This window comes from Rhodohalobacter sp. 614A (genome assembly GCF_021462415.1).
GTDB lineage: Bacteria > Bacteroidota > Rhodothermia > Balneolales > Balneolaceae > Rhodohalobacter.
In genome coordinates this window covers 699,937-718,059 of record NZ_JAKEDS010000003.1, presented here as the reverse complement: position 1 = coordinate 718,059, position 18,123 = coordinate 699,937, and the positions used below count along the sequence as shown (strand labels likewise).

Below are 18,123 nucleotides of genomic sequence, written 5' to 3'. Positions count from 1 at the left end.
TTATGGACAGCATTTGGTCTTGCTTTATCTATTATATGATCAAATAACCGAGTAAAATTATTATGCATAGATTTTATCGAGCGCTTTTATATGTAAGCGGATGTTTCTTTATAGCTACTCTTGGGGCACTCATTGCCGGGTATGGATCATCTGTTATCGGGCCTCTGACAATTGCGATGTTTATAACCCTGGCGCTGGGTGTGCGAGGTACCGATACATTATTTAAATCATTTGCCTTTTCAATCTGGATATTTGCTTCGGTTTCATTTGCAATGTTTTATCCCGATATGATTGTTGAGATAGGTGGTTTTAACACCACTGTGCTAATTGTTCCATTGATTCAAATAATTATGTTTGGAATGGGGACTCAGCTCAGCATCAATGATTTTAAAGGTGTACTGAAACGACCGCGCGGAGTTTTAGTAGGCATGGTTTGCCAGTTTACAATTATGCCGTTAGTAGGTATTAGTTTGGCATTGACATTTGGATTTCCGGCTGAAATTGCTGCAGGCGTAGTACTAATTGGCTCTTGCCCCGGCGGTGTGGCCTCCAATGTGATGGCTTTTATTGCAGAAGCCGATTTAGCTCTTTCCATCACGTTAACGGCTGTTGCCACGATGGTCTCTCCATTCATAACACCTTTATTAATGGAGTTTTTAGCTGGCCAGTTTGTGCCGATTGACGCTTTAGGGATGATGTGGAGTATTCTCAATATGATTATTTTGCCCATAGTGCTGGGACTTATATTCAACCATTTTCTTCATGGAAAAGCACAATGGCTGGATGATGTAATGCCGGTGGTCTCAATGGTAGGTATTGCTGTCATCATTACCGTGATAACAGCTGCCGGCAGGGATTCGCTGGTATCCATTGGTCTTTTATTGGTCCTGGCTGCTATCATCCATAATGGAGTAGGATATTTTTTAGGCTACTGGGGTGGTCGTCTGTTAGGAATGGACGAGAAATCCTGCCGGACAATTGCGTTAGAGGTAGGAATGCAAAACGGGGGAATGGCCTCCGGACTTGCTGCAGAGATGGGAAAAATCGCTACAGTGGGTTTAGCCCCGGCTGTTTTTGGCCCGTGGATGAACGTATCCGGTTCAACATTAGCCAACTGGTGGCGGCGCAAAGCTTTAAAAGAAGAGGCAGAAAACGCCGAAAACTTACCCATTCAATAAAACCCTCTACATGTTATAAGAGAGTTATAAAAATAGTCTGACTGAAAGAATAGAAACCCGATAATTAAATTGTTATGAAGCAGAATGAAGAGGCCAATGGTCGCCGTAATTTTTTGAAAAAAATGGGGTTAGGCGGGTTGAGCCTGGCAGGTTTAACCTTGTCTCCATTAGAAGATCAGATAGCTTACGCAAGCCAGAATGTTAAACGAAACTCCAGCCCTTCTGATCTCAAGATTACAGATCTTCGCGTGACAAGAGTACTGAGAACCCCCATTATCAGGATTTATACAAATCAGGGAATTGTAGGCCACGGAGATGTACGGGATATCGGCGATTATCGCTATGCACTGATGCTGAAGAGCAGGATTTTAGGAGAAAATCCTTGTAATGTCGAAAAGCTGTTTAAAATCATTAATCAATTTGGACACCATGGACGGCAAGGGGGCGGAGTTTCTGGTGTAGAAACAGCTCTTTGGGATTTAGCCGGAAAGGCTTACGGTGTCCCTGTTTATCAAATGTTGGGCGGCAAATACCGTGATAAAGTACGTATCTATTGCGATACAACCATGTCTCGTGATCCTCAGGAATATGCACGTCGGATGCAGGAGCGTGTAGATGCGGGATATACTTCTTTAAAGATGGATATAGGGATCGCTCTTATTGAAGATGTAGAAGGAGCACTTATTAATGCCGATTTTTGGAAGAATCAGCCGGGAGGAATGAGCGGTTGGAATGCTATCCCCGGCAGTTATTCAAATACTAAACATCCATTCACACGTGTACAGGTAACGGAAAAGGGTATCGATAAACTCATGGAGTATGTGGATGTCATGCGGTCGCAAATTGGATACGAAATTCCAATGGGAACGGATCACTGGGGACATTTTGATGTCAATGAAGCCATAAAACTGGCACGCGCTGCTGAACCCTACAATTTAGCGTACATGGAAGATCTGATCCCCTGGACCTATACCAACCAGTGGAAGAGAATTACTGAATCCACAACCACTCCCACACAGACTGGGGAAGATATCTTTATGCTAAAAGGAGGATTCAAAGAATTAATTGATAATCAGGCAATTAATGTCATTCATCCCGATCCGGTAGGGTGTGGTGGTTTACTGGAAACAAAAAAGATCGGTGATTATGCTCAACAGCATGGCATTCCTATGCAACTGCACCATGCTTCATCTCCGGTATCTTTCTTAGGAGCTGTTCATGCCGCGGCGGCAACTCAAAATTTTCTTTGGTTAGAGCATCATTTTGTTGATAACCCTTGGTACGATGATCTGGTTACCGGAGTGAAGAAGCCGATTGTACAGGATGGTTATGTGCCTGTACCAGAAAAACCCGGCATTGGCGTGGAGCTTAATGAAGAAGTAGTGAAAGAGCATATGGATCAAGACATCGGTTTTTTTGAACCTACACCAGAATGGGATGAGAGCCAATCCTGGGATCGTCTTTGGAGCTGACGCTGAGCAATCAAATAAATCATTTACAAAAAATAATTAAACACTATTTGAACAGCTTATAGATCTAATGAATAAGAGCAGAGTTAAAAACCGTTTTTATCTCTTAGATAGAAAGCTTTTTTCTGATGATGTTTCCCGAAGTGAGTATCCGGATAATACATACTTTAGGAAGTTGAGGATTGTTCACTTCTTACTCATCATGATACTAATAGGTTGTGAATCTAACAGGGATTATTCACCTTCTGAATGGCCGATATATAAAAGTGATGAAGGTAGCAGCAGCTTTTCGGAATTAACTCAAATCAATACGGAAAATGTAAGCAGGTTAGAGGTAGCCTGGACATTTTATCCCCAGGATGTACCGGAAGGCAGGAGGTATCGAAAAGTAGAATCTAACCCTGTTGTTATTGATGATGTGATGTATGTGACGGATGGTGGATTAAAGCTGTATGCCTTGGATGCCGATACAGGACAACAAATCTGGAGATTTGATCCTTTCGACGGAGAAGGGGGACGAGGGCTAAATCGTGGAGTTACCTATTGGGAAGATGGGGATGACAAAAGAATTCTTTTTACCGCCGGTGAATTTCTCTTTGCTGTGAATGCGATCACAGGGAAGGCGATTTCTTCATTCGGAAAAAATGGTAAAGTAAGTCTTAATGAGGGACTCGGAGTAGATTCTGAAAATATATCAGTGAGTGCATCTTCTCCGGGTGCGGTTTACCAGGATATTTTGATCATGGGCTCACAACTTTCGGAGGATTATGGAGAAGTTCCGGGACATATTCGGGCATATAATGTGCGAACCGGAGAAATGGAATGGACGTTTCATACCATACCTCATCCGGGTGAGCCGGGATACCAAACATGGCCCAAAGATGCCTGGAAATATATTGGAGGGGTTAATAACTGGGCGGGAATGAGTGTGGACAGAGAACGCGGATGGGTGTTTTTACCCTTGGGGTCTCCAACATATGATTTCTATGGAGGGAATCGATTAGGTAAGAATTTGTATGGCAACAGCTTGTTGGTTCTTGATGCTAAAACAGGCGAGTATATATGGCACTACCAAATCGTTCATCATGATTTGTGGGATTATGATCTGCCTGCCCCGCCTAACCTGGTTACGGTAGAACGCAATGGAGAAGATGTAGATGCTGTGGCACAGCTCACGAAAATGGGCTTTCTGTTTTTGTTTGACCGGGAGACCGGAGAACCCCTTTTCCCGGTTGAAGAGAAAGAAGTACCTGAATCACACCTTCCGGGTGAAGAAGCCTGGCCCACCCAACCCTTTCCATTAAAACCGGAACCGTTTGTCGATCAGCATATTACACCGGATGATTTAAATCGTTTTTCAGAAGCTTCCTATGATACGATACTCAAAAAGCTTCAAAGTTTGCGTCACGAAGGGCTTTATACTCCTCCTTCTCATGAGGGGACGCTGAATAGTCCGGGTACCCGGGGCGGAGCCGAGTGGGGTGGGGCAGCTTATGATGCTGAGAGTCACATGCTGTATTTTATTTCAAATAACTGGCCTGAGATTGTAACGCTGCGAAAATTGAAGGAACCTTCAGAAGAAGAACTTGCGGATCAATCTGTGTATGAAAGGGGACGTACTCTTTATGAGACGTATTGCGCATCCTGCCACGGCTTAGACAGGAGCGGACAGGAGGGGATAATTCCTTCACTTTTGAATGTGAAAGAAAGATTGTCCAGAAGAGATGCTTATGAAGTGATTACGGAGGGCGGAGGCCGCATGCAGTCCTTTGAAAGTATTCTTGACAGGCAGCAGAGAATGGCGATCACGGCTTATCTGTATGATATCAAAGATGAGGAGATGTCTCCTGTACAACAGAGAGCAGAGCAAACCCAGCGAATGGATACTACAGCCCGCTACACCAATATAACACCATTCCGGCGGTTTGAAGATTCTGAAAAAAGACACGCTGTTAAACCTCCCTGGGGTAAAATAAATGCCTTGAATTTAAATACAGGTGAGTATGAATGGACAACCCCACTGGGCAATCACCCGGATCTTCAAAAAGAGGGGGAGCCGGAAACAGGGATGCAAACCTGGCCCGGGCCCATTGCTACTGCTGGAGGTATTTTAATAAACGGAGGAACGTCCGATCGAAAGTTTCGGGCATATGACTCGAAAACAGGGGTTAAGCTTTGGGAGGCTACACTGCCTGGAACCTCGCACGCCATTCCTGCAACCTATATGGTTGGAGGTAAACAATATATTGTTATTTCTGTGTCGGGGACTGAAGAGCTGCCTGGAGGTGCTATTGTAGCATTTGCTCTACCCGATTAGCAGAAGATTGTTGATGCAGTTTATTTAGATCAGATATCAAATTGAAATCACAACTTACATACAATTTTATGAAAGGCTTCAAATCATTTTTAATATTGCTTGTTATTGGTGTTATGATAGCAACAGGTTGCAGTCAACATCGGTCAGAAGAAACAGGTGATTCGCACCAGATAACCGTGGAGAAAACCAATCCCAGTTCCTATCCGGAGGAGATCATTCCGTCCGACTCCAGGCTTATAAAGGTAACGGTGGGGTACACCTTTGATACGGCAGGTTCCCCACTGTATATGGATGGAACATTGTATTTTACAAACAACAATTTTGACAGCCCGCAGGTCAGCCGCACCTTGCGCCAAAATTCAGATGGATCAATCGATACGCTGGCGATGGACAACGGGGTGACCACGACCCTTCAGGCCAGCAGAAAGGGCACGATTTACGCCTGCCAGATGCTGGGCCATAAGGTGGTGGAACTGGACCCCGATGGACAGGTCATCCAAACAATTGCATCAGAATATAATGGACACCGAATTGACGGACCGAATGATTTGGTCGTGGATTCCAACGGGGGACTCTATTTTAGTGATTCTCAGTTTATCGCAGGAGGAGAAAAGATGCAGGAAACTCCCGCGGTATATTACGTCAGTAAAGAAGGAACGATAAGCCGTGTGATTGATGATATTCCGTTTCCCAACGGGCTGGGTTTATCACCGGATGGGAAGACGCTTTATGTTGCCAATACACCGGGAAAATATATACTGGCCTATGATGTTCATCCGGATGGTTCGGTGACCAATAAGCGAGAGTTTTTGGAGCTGAAGATTCCGGAGGGTGCTACCGAAGGCGGGGGCGATGGCATGGCGGTGGATGCTGAGGGAAATGTGTATGTTGCCACCACCCAGGGACTTGGCGTACAAGTATTTAATTCATCAGGTAGTTATTTAGGAAATATCAATCCTCCCACCCCGTCGAACAATGTGAGTTTTGGAGGAGTTGATAATCAGACACTCTACATTGCCGCCCAGGATGGAATTTATAGCATACCGGCAGATGAAAAAGGTCTCCACTGATAGTTGAAAACATTTAAATAAACAGGAGGTACCCAATGGGCATATTTGGAGGATTTGAATGGGTGATTGTCATTTTTGTTGTGTTTTTACTTTTTGGAGCCAAAAGGATTCCGAAAATGGCGAAAGGGATCGGTCAGGCTATTAAAGAGTTTCGCAATGCGCGGAGCAATGAAGAAGACGAATTTAAAATCGATAAGCAGGAATAATCATTTTTAAAAACATACAGATTTTATGAAAAAAGTAGTCACTTTCGGTGAAATCATGATGCGATTGTCACCGCCGGAGTTTCTTCGATTTTCTCAAACCAACAGTTTTGATGTGATCTATGGAGGAGGCGAGTCGAATGTAGCGGTCTCGCTGGCCAATTTTGGAATACCTACCGAGTTCGTCACTCGTCTACCGGACAACGATATAGGACAATGTGCGCTAATGGAATTGCGCAAGCGAAATGTTGGCACCACCCATATAGCCCGGGGCGGGGAGCGTCTGGGGATTTATTTTCTGGAAACCGGGGCGGTCAGCCGTGGCAGCAAGGTTGTCTACGATCGGGCCCATTCAGGAATGTCATCCATCAAATCAGGGATGATTGATTGGGAAGAGGTTTTTGACGGAGCCGGCTGGTTTCACTGGACCGGGATCACACCGGCCCTTTCCCAGGGAGCGGCCGATGCCTGCCTGGAAGCCATTCAGGTGGCCAATCAGATTGGAGTTCCCGTTTCAACAGATTTGAACTACCGTGCCAAGCTGTGGAACTATGGCAAACAGCCTGGCGAGGTTATGCCACAGTTGGTGGAAGGTTGTGATGTAATTTTAGGGAATGAAGAAGATGCCGAAAAACATTTTGATATTCATCCGGGGTCGGTCGATGTCACACAAGGAGACACGGTCGATTCGCAGGCCTATCGCTCGGTATGTGAGCAGTTGATGGAGCGATTTCCTCGCGCTCAGAAGATTATCACCACTCTCCGGGGGTCGATCAGTGCCTCACACAACACATGGTCTGGTGTACTTTATAACGGCAAAGATTTTTTGGAGGCACCACAGTATGATATCACCCATATTGTGGATCGAGTGGGAGGAGGAGACTCCTTTATGGCCGGGTTGATTTACGGGTTGCTCACGTTTGACGGGGGCGATCAGAAAGCCCTGGACTTTGCGGTGGCTGCCTCCTGCCTGAAGCATACCATTTATGGGGATGCCAATCAGGTTACGGTGGACGAAGTTGAAAAACTGATGAGCGGAGACGGCTCCGGCCGGGTCTCCCGATAAGATTCCTTCAAATAATTTGATAAAACCTTAGATAAAATGGCTCAATTTACACGACTTCAGGTGGCCCAAACAATGAACGATCAGGGACTGGTTCCCCTGTTTTATCACAAGGATACAGAAGTAGCCAAGCAGGTGGTCAAAGCCTGTTATGAGGGCGGGGCCCGGCTGCTGGAGTTCACCAATCGCGGGGATTTTGCACACCAAATTTTTGGGGAGTTGGTTCGGTATACCAGCGAACAATTACCCGGAATGATTCTCGGAGCAGGATCGGTACCGGATGCGGCAACAGCGGCGCTTTATATGCAGCTGGGAGCCAACTTTATTGTGACGCCGGTTCTGCGGGACGATGTGGGATTGACCTGCAACCGGCGGAAAGTATTGTGGGCACCGGGCTGCGGCACTCTTTCTGAGATTGCGCGAGCCGAAGAACTGGGAGCAGAAATTGTGAAAGTATTTCCCGGAAGTCAGCTGGGACCGGGCTTTGTAAAAGCGGTGAAAGGCCCCTGTCCGTGGACAAGCATCATGCCAACGGGTGGTGTATCAGCGGAAGAAAAAAATCTTCGCGGCTGGTTTGAGGCTGGTGTGAGCTGTGTGGGAATGGGTTCCAAACTCATTAAAAAAAGTTTTGTGGAAGCTCAGGATTTCCAAGGACTGAAAACCCATGTAAAAAACGTACTGAACACTATTCACTCAATTCGTGATAAGAAATAATAGAAGAACACTGTTCCGTAGCTGGAACCTCCTGTCAACACTACGTTCCCATGTTTGACAGACACACCATCAAATCCCGGGCATTTAGTTGTCCGGGATTTTAATTGTTACGTTTAATCTATTGGACTAAATATATGGCTTATGAGCTTGGCTAAGCCAGGTCATCAGATCTTTAGATCTTTGAAAGATGCATAAAATGAATGTATTCCTCTCTTTTTGTAAGTGTACAGAAAGAAGAATTCCAATGGGAATTATCTTTTTGTTGGTTATTGTAGCGTTCAGTTGCAACCGATCTGATCAACAAAAAAAGGCGAGATTCCAGAGTTTGCCGGTTGAAATTACTGGGATTGAATTTTCCAATGATATTCATACGGATGAACATTTTAATGTGATAACCTATCCCTTTATTTACAACGGCGGAGGCGTTGCAATTGGAGATATCAACAATGATGAACTGCCCGATATCTACTTTACCGGTAATCAGGTTAGCAGCAAACTATACCTGAATAAAGGTGATTTTACTTTTAAAGATATCACACTCTCTTCCGGAACTTCAACCTCAGGGTGGGCCGGTGGAGTATCTATGGTTGATATCAATCATGATGGTTTTCTGGATATCTATGTTGCGGTGAACGGACCCGGAGAAACCCCGCCAGATGAAAGGAAAAACTTGCTCTACATCAACAATGGCGACCTAACATTTACCGAAAAGGCTGATAAATATGGTATAGCCGATTCGGGGTTTTCAGTACATTCTGCTTTTTTTGATTTTGATCTTGATGGAGATCTCGATCTGTTTATCATCAACAATTTTCCCGGTTCTTTTGCAAGAGATATGAGTACCGGTGTGAGGGAAGAGGTCAATGATGGCACATCTCCAAGTACGGATGCTTTATACCGGAATAATGGCGACGGAACGTTTACAGACATTTCGAAACAGGCAGGTATTTTAAAAGAAGGCTATAGTTTAGGACTTGCCATTACAGATGTAAATCAGGATGGCTGGCCGGATGTATATGTATCTAATGATATTCAAACGGATGACCTTTTATACGTGAACAGGGGAGACGGAACATTTGAAGACAAATCCGCGGACTTTTTTAAACATACCAGTTATGCGGGAATGGGAACGGACGCCGCCGATTTTAATAACGACGGTTGGACGGATATCCTCCAGGTGGATATGCTGCCTCCAAATCTGGAAGATCAGCATTTGGTAATGGGATCAAAGAGTTACGAATATTTTCAGGAGCTGAAAGAAAAAGGATATCAAATTCAAAACAGTGCGAATACTCTTCAGCTAAGTAATGGGGTTGATGAAAAGGGAAATATCCTGTTTAGTGAAATGGCTCATTTAGCGGGTGTTGAGTCAACCGAGTGGAGCTGGACAGGCTTGTTTGGAGATTATGATAATGATGGATGGAAGGATATTCTTATTACAAATGGATACCCGAAAGCCATCAATAATTATGATTATATCATCAATCTGAACAGAACATCGATGTTTGGAACGGATAGTACGCGAGCAAAAGCTACCTTCGAAATTTTGGAAAATTTGAATTCGTTGTATGTTCCAAATCACGTTTTTAAAAATAAACGAAATCTATGTTTTGAAGATGTTTCGGAGGAGTGGGGATTTACAGATCCATCGTTCTCTTATGGCGCTGCCCACGGCGATTTGGATAAAGACGGAGACCTGGATTTGGTTATTAATAATCTGAATGAACCCGCAGCAATCTTAGAAAACAGGAGTCAGGGCGAGCATTATTTGTCCCTGAAACTGAAAGGAGATTCATTAAATACGAACGGAATTGGGGCAAAACTCACCATCCACACAAACAAAGAAAAGCAGTTTGCAGAGTTTTGGCCATACAGAGGATATCAATCTACGATGGATCAGCGTGTTCATTTTGGGTTGGGAAAAAATGATGCAGTAGATTCATTGAAAATTATTTGGCCGGATGGAAAATATCAGATTTTAAAAGAGATAAAAGCCAATCAACAATTGGTTTTAAACTATGATGAAGCGTCTTTTCCTGCTTTAAAAAATGGAAGAAGAGAAATCAGAGATGGAAATTTGTTTACATCTGCAGAGGACGAACTTCAGCTCCATTTTGAACATCATGAGAATGATTTTGTGGATTTTGATAAAGAATCGACTCTCCCACAAATGTTATCAAGATCGGGGCCTGCCGTTGCCGTAGGTGATGTGAATAATGATCAGCGGGATGACATCTACATTGGTGGAGCTTCGGGTGAACCAGGGATCTTATTTGTTCAGCAGGAAGATGGTTCTTTTAAAGAATCCGGTGATCAACGAACCTGGATGGCTGAAAAACAGTTTGAAGATGTCGATGCAGAGTTTGCAGATGTCAACGGAGATGGATGGTTGGATTTGTATGTGGTAAGCGGAGGGAATGAATTTTCACCTGCATCCGAATTACTGCAGGACCGACTCTATATTAACATTGGCGACGGAAAATTTATAAAAGATGAAAAGCGTCTTCCCCGAATGCTTACAAGTTCTTCTGGGGTAACACCCGGTGATTTTGACGGGGATGGAGATGTCGATTTTTTTGTGGGAGGACGACATGTGCCGGGCCAATATCCAACTACGCCAAATAGCTATTTACTCCAAAATGACGATGGAATATTTCGGGATGTAACACAGGAAGTAGCCCCCCAGCTCAAACAAATTGGAGAAGTGACGGACGCAATTTGGGTGGATACGGATGGAGACGGAGATCTTGATTTGGTTATTACTGGTTTTTGGATGCCCGTTACTTTTTTTGAAAACTCAGGAAATCGGTTAGATAAAATCTCGGGATTTAACAATCCGGATTTATATCGAGGATGGTGGCATAGTATTGAAAAGGAAGATTTTAATGGGGATGGAAAGATTGATTTTGCCGTCGGTAATCTTGGGTTAAACCATGTTTATAGTCAAAGTGGTACATCAGAAATACATCTTTTTGCAGATGATTTTGATCGAAACCGTCAAATAGATCCTATCTTTGCTGTCAATATCAATGATGAATACAAACCTCTTCATGGGTTTAGAACTATGGCAAATTTATTGCCAAGGCCAACGCAAAGAGTTCAGTCTTTTCAGCGCTATGCCGATGCAAATTTGCAGCAACTAATTAGTAAAGATCCTGAATCAGCCAGGATTCATCATACTGCTAACTATTTTCCAAGTTCGGTGCTGCTCAATCAGGGTGAAAATGAGTTTGATGTTGCCGCTTTACCGATGGAGGCTCAAATTTCAGCTGTACAATCTATAGATATTTTAGATATAAATGATGATGGATTTTCAGACCTGATTCTTCTTGGAAATGAATTTGATACCAATCCGGAACTTCCAAGAATGGATGCTGGCAATGGAGTCTTGCTAACCGGGGATGGCCAAGGAAATTTTACTCCCGTTCCCTCTTTCCAAAGTGGGTTGATAGCACCCGGAAATGTAAAATCAAGTGCGGTTATAAATTCCAGAGAAGGACAATATTTATTGGTTCTTCCGAATAACTCTGGGGTACAAGTATTTAAAATATTGAGTGGTAATTAGGTAGGCAATCGATTCCGCGATACATTTGGCATTTTCCATCAAAATTGCAGTGCTTGTAAAAATTGAAAATACATTTTTTGTATTAATACAAGTTTACAAGAATTTGAGAAGGTTTATTTTTAGGTTATGAATATGAAGATCTCATCACTTCTTACATCCAATGGTTAGCAGTATTTATGATTCAAAGTATCAAAGGTTTTTTTACATCATTTCCATTATCAGCCTCATCATTTTTTCTTCATGTGAAAAAGACGAAGGGCAAAAATCTACACCACAGAGTGAGGGAACAAGTATATCTCAAGCTGAATCTTCCGGATCAAACAGCCTCTCAGCATCCGACTTGCGTGATGCTTCTTTAAATGGGAATATTGAACTCGTAAGGCAGGCCATTCTTCAGGGTGTGGATGTGCAGGTTGCGGACGAATTAGATCGCACAGCAATGATGTTTGCCGCATATAACGGCCATGCCGAAATTGTTCAATTATTAGCTAAAGAGGGTGCCGGGATCAACAAAGTTAATAGTGAAGGACGTAGCTCATGTATGTTTGCAGCCAGCGGTCCTTTTCCTGAAACAGTAGAGTTTTTACTGGAAAATGGAGCAGATCCAAATCTAAAAGATACTGATAGTGGATAAGTTTTGTAGAAAATTGTCTTCAGAAAGACAGGGAATATTTTGAACAAGCATCGGTCCCTAATCCAGACAATATGCAGATATGAATCTGAGCTCCTCATGATTGAAAAGAATGATTTATGGAATGATGGGTCATATACTAATATCTCTTCATCAAGCTGAACTGTATTTTCAAAAGAATACCTTTCCGATTCCTTTTCCCTTTTTTCTGATTTTGAGGGTAAAAAAATCTAAGTCAAAAGGCCCTATCCACTTATTGACATCAGTACCCTTTTTTAGTATATCATATCAACGGTATTTTTGCTGGATTTTTAACGGAGTATTAAATTTTCGTTATGCTGAGCTCAGCTCTTCCGGAATTGTAAAACCTTAACATAGTATTGGAAACACTGATCGTCGTTACAGTGTCTCTATTGCCAATAGATTGCATGAATCCCAAAAAATCGGATAATGGTTCATTTCTTTCTTCCAAGCATATGGAAGAGAAACAATGGGTGAGGCAAGTTCGGGAAGAGGGAAGCAGGCAAGCTTTTGAAAAAATATTTAGGGCCTATTACAAGCGGCTTCATGGTTTTGCATATAGCTACCTGTTACAGTCCGAAACTGCCGAAGATGTTGTTCAATCAGTCTTCCTAAAAATATGGACGCAAAGAGAGTCTTGGGACCCGCCGGGTACAGTTAAAGCCTACCTTTTTTCCGCAGTTCGGAATGAATCCCTGAATAAAATCAGGCACGAGAAAATTGTTGCAGAGTCTGAAGAAGAAATTATCTCCAGGCTTGGAGAACTTAGGAAACATTCGAGTCTATCCGATGATTATGACATTAAAGAATTGAGAGAAGAAATTGAGAGAGCAATCAATGCGCTTCCTCCCAGGTGCCGGCAAATTTTTATTCTGAACCGCAGAAGCGGTCTCACTTATACCGAAATTGCCGAATATCTGGAGATTTCAATTAATACAGTAAATACACAAATGGGCAGAGCCTTAAAGTCTCTTCGGGATCATCTTTCAGACTACTTATATATTCTTTTCGTAGCCGGCTCATCCAGTTTGTTCTTTTAGAGAAAAGTTATTCTGCTTTTGAAAATTGTTTGTACCTGTGGGGAATATGCAGATTTTCGCGCAGCACATCTCAAATCATTCTACCCGTAATGATTTTTTTTGAGGCTTGAGAAGCTTCAGATCAAACGAAAGAACACCTTATAAAAAAAATAAAATTTTTTTTAATTCTTGTCACAGTACGCCGGATCTCGGGTGTATTAGCCCATAGTAACAGTTGAAAAACATTGAAAAATGGCTATGAATAATGATAAAAAGTGGGAACAGCTTGCAAAATATTTTGCCGGTGAGTTGTCCAAAGAGGAAAATCAAATAATGGAAACGTGGATAAAATCAGATCCTGCACGAGAGGAAGAAATTGATCGGCTTTATGAAGTTTGGAAAGAGACAAAAAATACCTCCTATGAATTAGATGTTGACAAAGCATGGCTGAAATTATCAGGCAATATGGATGTATTTGAGAAGAACCAAAGAGACCACAAACTAAAAGTATCGGGTATTAAACATTATGATAGCTATACACCGGGTTCTCCGCATGCAAATACTATAAAAAGGGCGGAGATCAAATGGCGCCGGGTGATGCTGGTTGCGGCAACAATATTAATTATCGCATCTGCCGGCTACTTCTCATTTTATTATACACAAATGCAACATCGTGCTGCAGAGGTGGCGGCTATTGAGAACAGGGTTTTTGTTACAAGGAATGGTGAGAGGGCAACATACATACTCAGTGACGGCACCAAAGTAATGCTTCATGCCGGCAGCCGTCTTGAGATTCCCGACAAGTATAATCAGCAAGAACGGGAGCTGTTTCTGGAAGGTGAAGCCTACTTTGAGGTTACCCACGATGACGAAAAGCCATTTATCGTTCGGTCTGAAAGAGCTTATACCCGCGTTCTTGGAACCCGGTTCCTGGTTCAGGCCTGGCCCGAATCTGATGAGGTAGAAGTGGTTGTTTCTGAAGGAAAGGTTGCATTTGGAAACCACCAGGAAAATAATGCCCAATCCGAAAATGAAGTTCTGATTACCAGGAACAAAATGGGAGTAATTGCCGAGGGGAAAGAACCCGTTGTTGCCGAAGTTACCGATATAAATTGGTACCTGGGATGGACCGAAGGCAGGCTCGAATTTGAAAACAGACCTTTAAGCGAAGTTCTTCCCCGGCTTGAAAGATGGTACGACATAGATATTCAGGTAGAGGATGAAAAGATATGCCAGAAAAAAATTACTGCTGAAATCGACTATAGCCAATCTATGAGTGAAGTACTTCAGGGCATTGCTCTTACACTCGAACTGGAAGTTGAAAGGGTAGATCGCTCGTTTATGTTCCGGTCTCCCGAGTGAATTAAATGAGATTTGACAGTAATCGGATCCCCGGTTTAAAAAGAGGAAATGACAAACTCAACAATCAAATAAGGACCAATATGTTTACCAACATGATACGTACGATGGCTCTGATAGTATTCTTCGGTTTTGCCGGACAATCGCTTTGGGCCCAGGAAGTTGATAATCAAAATAACCTGATATTCGCCATGCAGGATCAGGTTTCTGAAACCAGTACTACGCAAAATGAGCTTCTACAAAGAGTGATAGAGCTAAACTTCTCTAATGCAACAATTGAGCAAGCCTTAACGGAAATTGCAGAGAAGTTGGATCTTAAACTGATGTATACGAAAGAATTGCTTCCAAAAGACTTCAGGGTTACAATCAAGAATAAACGGTTAACTCTGTATAATGCTCTGTGGGAAGTTTTGGAGGAAACCGGTCTTCAATTTGCGATATCATCGAACAGGCAATTGGTTGTGGTAAAAAATCACAATGCCGTTGTAGAACCTGTTGAAGAAGTTGCTCTGCAAAATATTACAGGAACGGTTATTGATTTGGAAACCGCGGAAGCGCTTCCCGGTGTGAATGTGATTGCCGGCTCTACGCAAGGCACAGGCGCTCCTATTGGAACAACGACCGATATAAATGGACAGTATGATATTGAAATCCCGGACGATGTTGCCACACTGGTGTTTAGTTATGTGGGATATCAAAGATTGGAAGTTGAAATTGACGGGCGATCTGAAATCAATGTGGAATTAAGTCAAGATGTTCAATTGCTCGATGATGTTGTGGTCATTGGGTACGGCATACAGGAACGACGGGATCTGACCGGTTCTGTTAGCTCTATCCAGCCCCGAGATTTTAATGACGGAGCGAATACATCTGTTGAGCAACTTATTCAGGGAAAAGTAGCCGGGGTTCAAATTTCACAAACCAGTGGAGAACCCGGCGGCGGTATGTCCATCCAGATTCGGGGGGTTGGATCTATTAATGCGGGAACCGAACCTCTCTATGTGATTGATGGCGTTCCAATTGATAACAGCAATAACTTCTCAGCGGGTGGCGAAGCGCAACTTTCTTCGAATGAAAATCCGCGGAACCCTCTTAATAGTTTGAATACGAACGACATTGAGTCCATTGAAATATTGAAAGATGCTTCTGCAACAGCTATTTACGGATCACGGGCGGCAAATGGGGTTGTATTAATAACTACTAAAAAAGGTAGTTCCGGCAGAATCCAGGTTGATATCAGCTCGAAAATTGGAAGCCAGGTAGTGTCAAAAAAAATTGATGTGCTCTCATCCAAGGAATATATCGATGTGATGAACGGATTGGCTGCAGATCGGGGAGAAGCACCGGTGTTTTCTGGCAATCCGGGGACGGCAACAAATTGGCAAGACGAAATATTCCGGCAAGGCGTAACCTACGATAATAATGTCTCGATATCCGGCGGAAGTGAATCAGCCACGTATTATCTGTCGGCAAATCAATTTTCACAAAAGGGAATTATAAAAAGTTCGGGAATTGAGGGGTATTCATTCAGAACAAATCTTAATGCAAGTTTATCTGAAAACATTGAAACCGGGTTTAACCTGACAGCCAGCCTGATTGATAATGACAATACTCCAACGGGTGTCAATATTAATGAGCAGGGCGGGCCAATCTATACTTCTTTGCTGTATGATCCAACGTCTCCGGTTTATAATGAAGACGGAAGTTTTTACCGGTCTCCGGACCTCACTATGAACAACCCCTTATCAGTTGTTGAAGGCATTATTACCAGGAATAGGGTAAAACGATTTTTAGGAAACGGTTTTATACGATATAACCCGGTTGAGGTACTGCAAATGAACCTCAATGTTGGTTTTGATACACAATCGGATAAACGGGAAATATTCAACAGTACAAAAACAATCCACGGTGAAGCAAATAACGGTATTGCAAACCTTGCAGAGTTAGATCGATCGAATATTCTTCTGGAGCTTACCGCACAGTATTCTGAGGATATTAATGAGAATAACTACATACAGGTTTTGGCCGGCGCCACATACCAGGATTTTGATTTCACAACATTTTCCGGTCAAATGTCCAACTTCCCAACGGATAATATCGAAACCTATAATCTCGCACTTGGAGATATCAGTACGGCGGATCTGAACAGCCAGCGGGAACGAAACAAATTGGCATCCTACCTTGGAAGGGTGAATTACAGGTTCTTTGATAAATATTTGCTGACGGCCTCCATCCGTGCAGACGGTTCTTCACGATTTGGGGAAAATAACAGGTTTGGTTACTTCCCATCACTTGCGCTCGGTTGGAATCTGGATCAGGAAGATTTTGTACCTGAATATTTCAGCGAGTTGAAACTTCGTGCAAGCTGGGGGGTAACCGGAAACCAGGAAATTGGCAATTACAACACTCAATTGTCTTTTATTGCCGGTCCGGATGCCGTTTTAGGCGGATCCAGAGTAGGTTCATTAATTCCATCACGGGTAGCAAACCCAGACCTGAAATGGGAGCGGACCGAACAGTATAATATTGGCCTTGATGCAAGTATTTACCAGGATCGGATTTCAGCATCCATCGAGTACTTCATCAAACAAACCAATGATATGCTTATTGAAGAGCCACTTCCATTATCATCTGGTTTTGCATCGAGGCTTACAAATCTTGAAAATGCAACCATTGAAAACAAAGGATTCGAATTTGGTGTTAACTCCATTAATGTTAGTACCAGTGATTTCAGCTGGAGTACAAACTTGACGTTCTCCATCATCAGAAATACCGTAAAAGATTTGGGTGATATTACCAATATTCTTATCGGTAACCTGCAAAATGTGGGAAGCTATGCCATTATTCGTGAGGGAGATCCAATTGCTTCATACTATGGCCATAAGATTACCGGAATCTTCCAGGAAGGAGATGATATTGCCAATTCTGCTCAGCCTACCGCCCAGCCCGGATACCCGATTATCCAGGATACAAATGGTGATGGTATGATTGGAGAAGATGATAAAGTATTACTTGGTGATCCTCATCCGGATTTTGTTTTTGGCTTGAATAACCGGTTGTCTTTCAAGCAATTCCAGCTAGAGTTTTTCATCGATTCCAAACTGGGCCAGCAGCTTTTGAACATGAATATGATCGAAACCCTGTATCCTCACAATTTCAGAAGAAACCGGTGGGCGGAACCGTATCTGAACAGGTGGACTCCGGGCAATCCAAGCAACGAATGGCCGTCTGGTACATTTCCATCGGAATACAGCGGTGGTAAGGTGAATACGCTAACTGTTCTTGACGCTTCTTTTGTGCGTCTGAAAACGGTAACACTTCGCTATACAATTCCGCAAACGTGGATTCGGAATGCATCGATATCGGTTACTGGAACAAACCTGTTAACCTTCTCTGAATATGACGGATTTAACCCCGAAGCAAACTCGTTCGGCCGCGGTATTGGGCGGGTTGATTTCAACACCTATCCGTTAGCCAAAACCATTCTTGTAGGTATAAATCTCGGGTTTTAATT

General features: G+C 43.1%; 12 protein-coding genes. All 12 read left to right on the top strand.

Annotated elements, in window-relative coordinates; genetic code table 11:
- Positions 1–62: 62 nt before the first annotated feature.
- The 12 genes from L0B18_RS16840 (at position 63) to L0B18_RS16785 (ending at position 18,121) form a co-directional block, all read left to right on the top strand.
- Entirely contained in the window at positions 63–1,178 is a 1,116-nt protein-coding gene (locus L0B18_RS16840; protein WP_234572975.1) for a bile acid:sodium symporter family protein, read from the top strand.
- Positions 1,179–1,252: 74 nt separating this feature from the next.
- A complete protein-coding gene (locus L0B18_RS16835) occupies positions 1,253–2,650 on the top strand; it encodes a mandelate racemase/muconate lactonizing enzyme family protein (RefSeq protein ID WP_234572974.1) in 1,398 nt (465 codons plus the stop codon).
- Positions 2,651–2,717: 67 nt separating this feature from the next.
- Positions 2,718–4,964, top strand: coding sequence for an outer membrane protein assembly factor BamB family protein (locus tag L0B18_RS16830; protein ID WP_234572973.1), 2,247 nt, complete (start codon positions 2,718–2,720; stop codon positions 4,962–4,964).
- Between the two features lie 68 nt (positions 4,965–5,032).
- Positions 5,033–6,034 (top strand): SMP-30/gluconolactonase/LRE family protein, encoded by a 1,002-nt coding sequence (locus L0B18_RS16825; protein WP_234572972.1) that lies wholly within the window; start codon positions 5,033–5,035, stop codon positions 6,032–6,034.
- Between the two features lie 35 nt (positions 6,035–6,069).
- Complete coding sequence (locus tag L0B18_RS16820; RefSeq protein ID WP_234572971.1) at positions 6,070–6,240, top strand: Sec-independent protein translocase subunit TatA/TatB; 171 nt, start codon at positions 6,070–6,072, stop codon at positions 6,238–6,240.
- Positions 6,241–6,265: 25 nt separating this feature from the next.
- Positions 6,266–7,303: a sugar kinase gene (locus tag L0B18_RS16815; protein WP_234572970.1), complete on the top strand. Its 1,038-nt coding sequence runs from the start codon at positions 6,266–6,268 to the stop codon at positions 7,301–7,303.
- 36 nt (positions 7,304–7,339) lie between these two features.
- Positions 7,340–8,014, top strand: a complete 675-nt coding sequence (locus tag L0B18_RS16810) for a bifunctional 4-hydroxy-2-oxoglutarate aldolase/2-dehydro-3-deoxy-phosphogluconate aldolase (protein WP_234572969.1) — start codon at positions 7,340–7,342, stop codon at positions 8,012–8,014.
- 244 nt (positions 8,015–8,258) lie between these two features.
- Positions 8,259–11,579 (top strand): VCBS repeat-containing protein, encoded by a 3,321-nt coding sequence (locus L0B18_RS16805; RefSeq protein WP_234572968.1) that lies wholly within the window; start codon positions 8,259–8,261, stop codon positions 11,577–11,579.
- A 160-nt stretch (positions 11,580–11,739) separates the two neighbouring features.
- Complete coding sequence (locus L0B18_RS16800) at positions 11,740–12,213, top strand: ankyrin repeat domain-containing protein (RefSeq protein WP_234572967.1); 474 nt, start codon at positions 11,740–11,742, stop codon at positions 12,211–12,213.
- Between the two features lie 425 nt (positions 12,214–12,638).
- Positions 12,639–13,271: an RNA polymerase sigma-70 factor gene (locus L0B18_RS16795; RefSeq protein ID WP_234572966.1), complete on the top strand. Its 633-nt coding sequence runs from the start codon at positions 12,639–12,641 to the stop codon at positions 13,269–13,271.
- A gap of 231 nt (positions 13,272–13,502) precedes the next feature.
- On the top strand, positions 13,503–14,612 hold the full coding sequence (locus L0B18_RS16790) for a FecR domain-containing protein (protein WP_234572965.1): 1,110 nt from the start codon (positions 13,503–13,505) through the stop codon (positions 14,610–14,612).
- A 104-nt stretch (positions 14,613–14,716) separates the two neighbouring features.
- Entirely contained in the window at positions 14,717–18,121 is a 3,405-nt protein-coding gene (locus L0B18_RS16785) for a SusC/RagA family TonB-linked outer membrane protein (RefSeq protein ID WP_234572964.1), read from the top strand.
- Positions 18,122–18,123 lie beyond the last annotated feature (2 nt).

Bases quoted from the DNA above. Each gene is read 5' to 3' on its own strand.
- L0B18_RS16840 (WP_234572975.1), top strand. From the start codon at position 63: ATGCATAGATTTTATCGAGCGCTTTTATATGTAAGCGGATGTTTCTTT.
- L0B18_RS16835 (WP_234572974.1), top strand. From the start codon at position 1,253: ATGAAGCAGAATGAAGAGGCCAATGGTCGCCGTAATTTTTTGAAAAAA.
- L0B18_RS16830 (WP_234572973.1), top strand. From the start codon at position 2,718: ATGAATAAGAGCAGAGTTAAAAACCGTTTTTATCTCTTAGATAGAAAG.
- L0B18_RS16825 (WP_234572972.1), top strand. From the start codon at position 5,033: ATGAAAGGCTTCAAATCATTTTTAATATTGCTTGTTATTGGTGTTATG.
- L0B18_RS16820 (WP_234572971.1), top strand. From the start codon at position 6,070: ATGGGCATATTTGGAGGATTTGAATGGGTGATTGTCATTTTTGTTGTG.
- L0B18_RS16815 (WP_234572970.1), top strand. From the start codon at position 6,266: ATGAAAAAAGTAGTCACTTTCGGTGAAATCATGATGCGATTGTCACCG.
- L0B18_RS16810 (WP_234572969.1), top strand. From the start codon at position 7,340: ATGGCTCAATTTACACGACTTCAGGTGGCCCAAACAATGAACGATCAG.
- L0B18_RS16805 (WP_234572968.1), top strand. From the start codon at position 8,259: ATGGGAATTATCTTTTTGTTGGTTATTGTAGCGTTCAGTTGCAACCGA.
- L0B18_RS16800 (WP_234572967.1), top strand. From the start codon at position 11,740: ATGGTTAGCAGTATTTATGATTCAAAGTATCAAAGGTTTTTTTACATC.
- L0B18_RS16795 (WP_234572966.1), top strand. From the start codon at position 12,639: ATGAATCCCAAAAAATCGGATAATGGTTCATTTCTTTCTTCCAAGCAT.
- L0B18_RS16790 (WP_234572965.1), top strand. From the start codon at position 13,503: ATGGCTATGAATAATGATAAAAAGTGGGAACAGCTTGCAAAATATTTT.
- L0B18_RS16785 (WP_234572964.1), top strand. From the start codon at position 14,717: ATGGCTCTGATAGTATTCTTCGGTTTTGCCGGACAATCGCTTTGGGCC.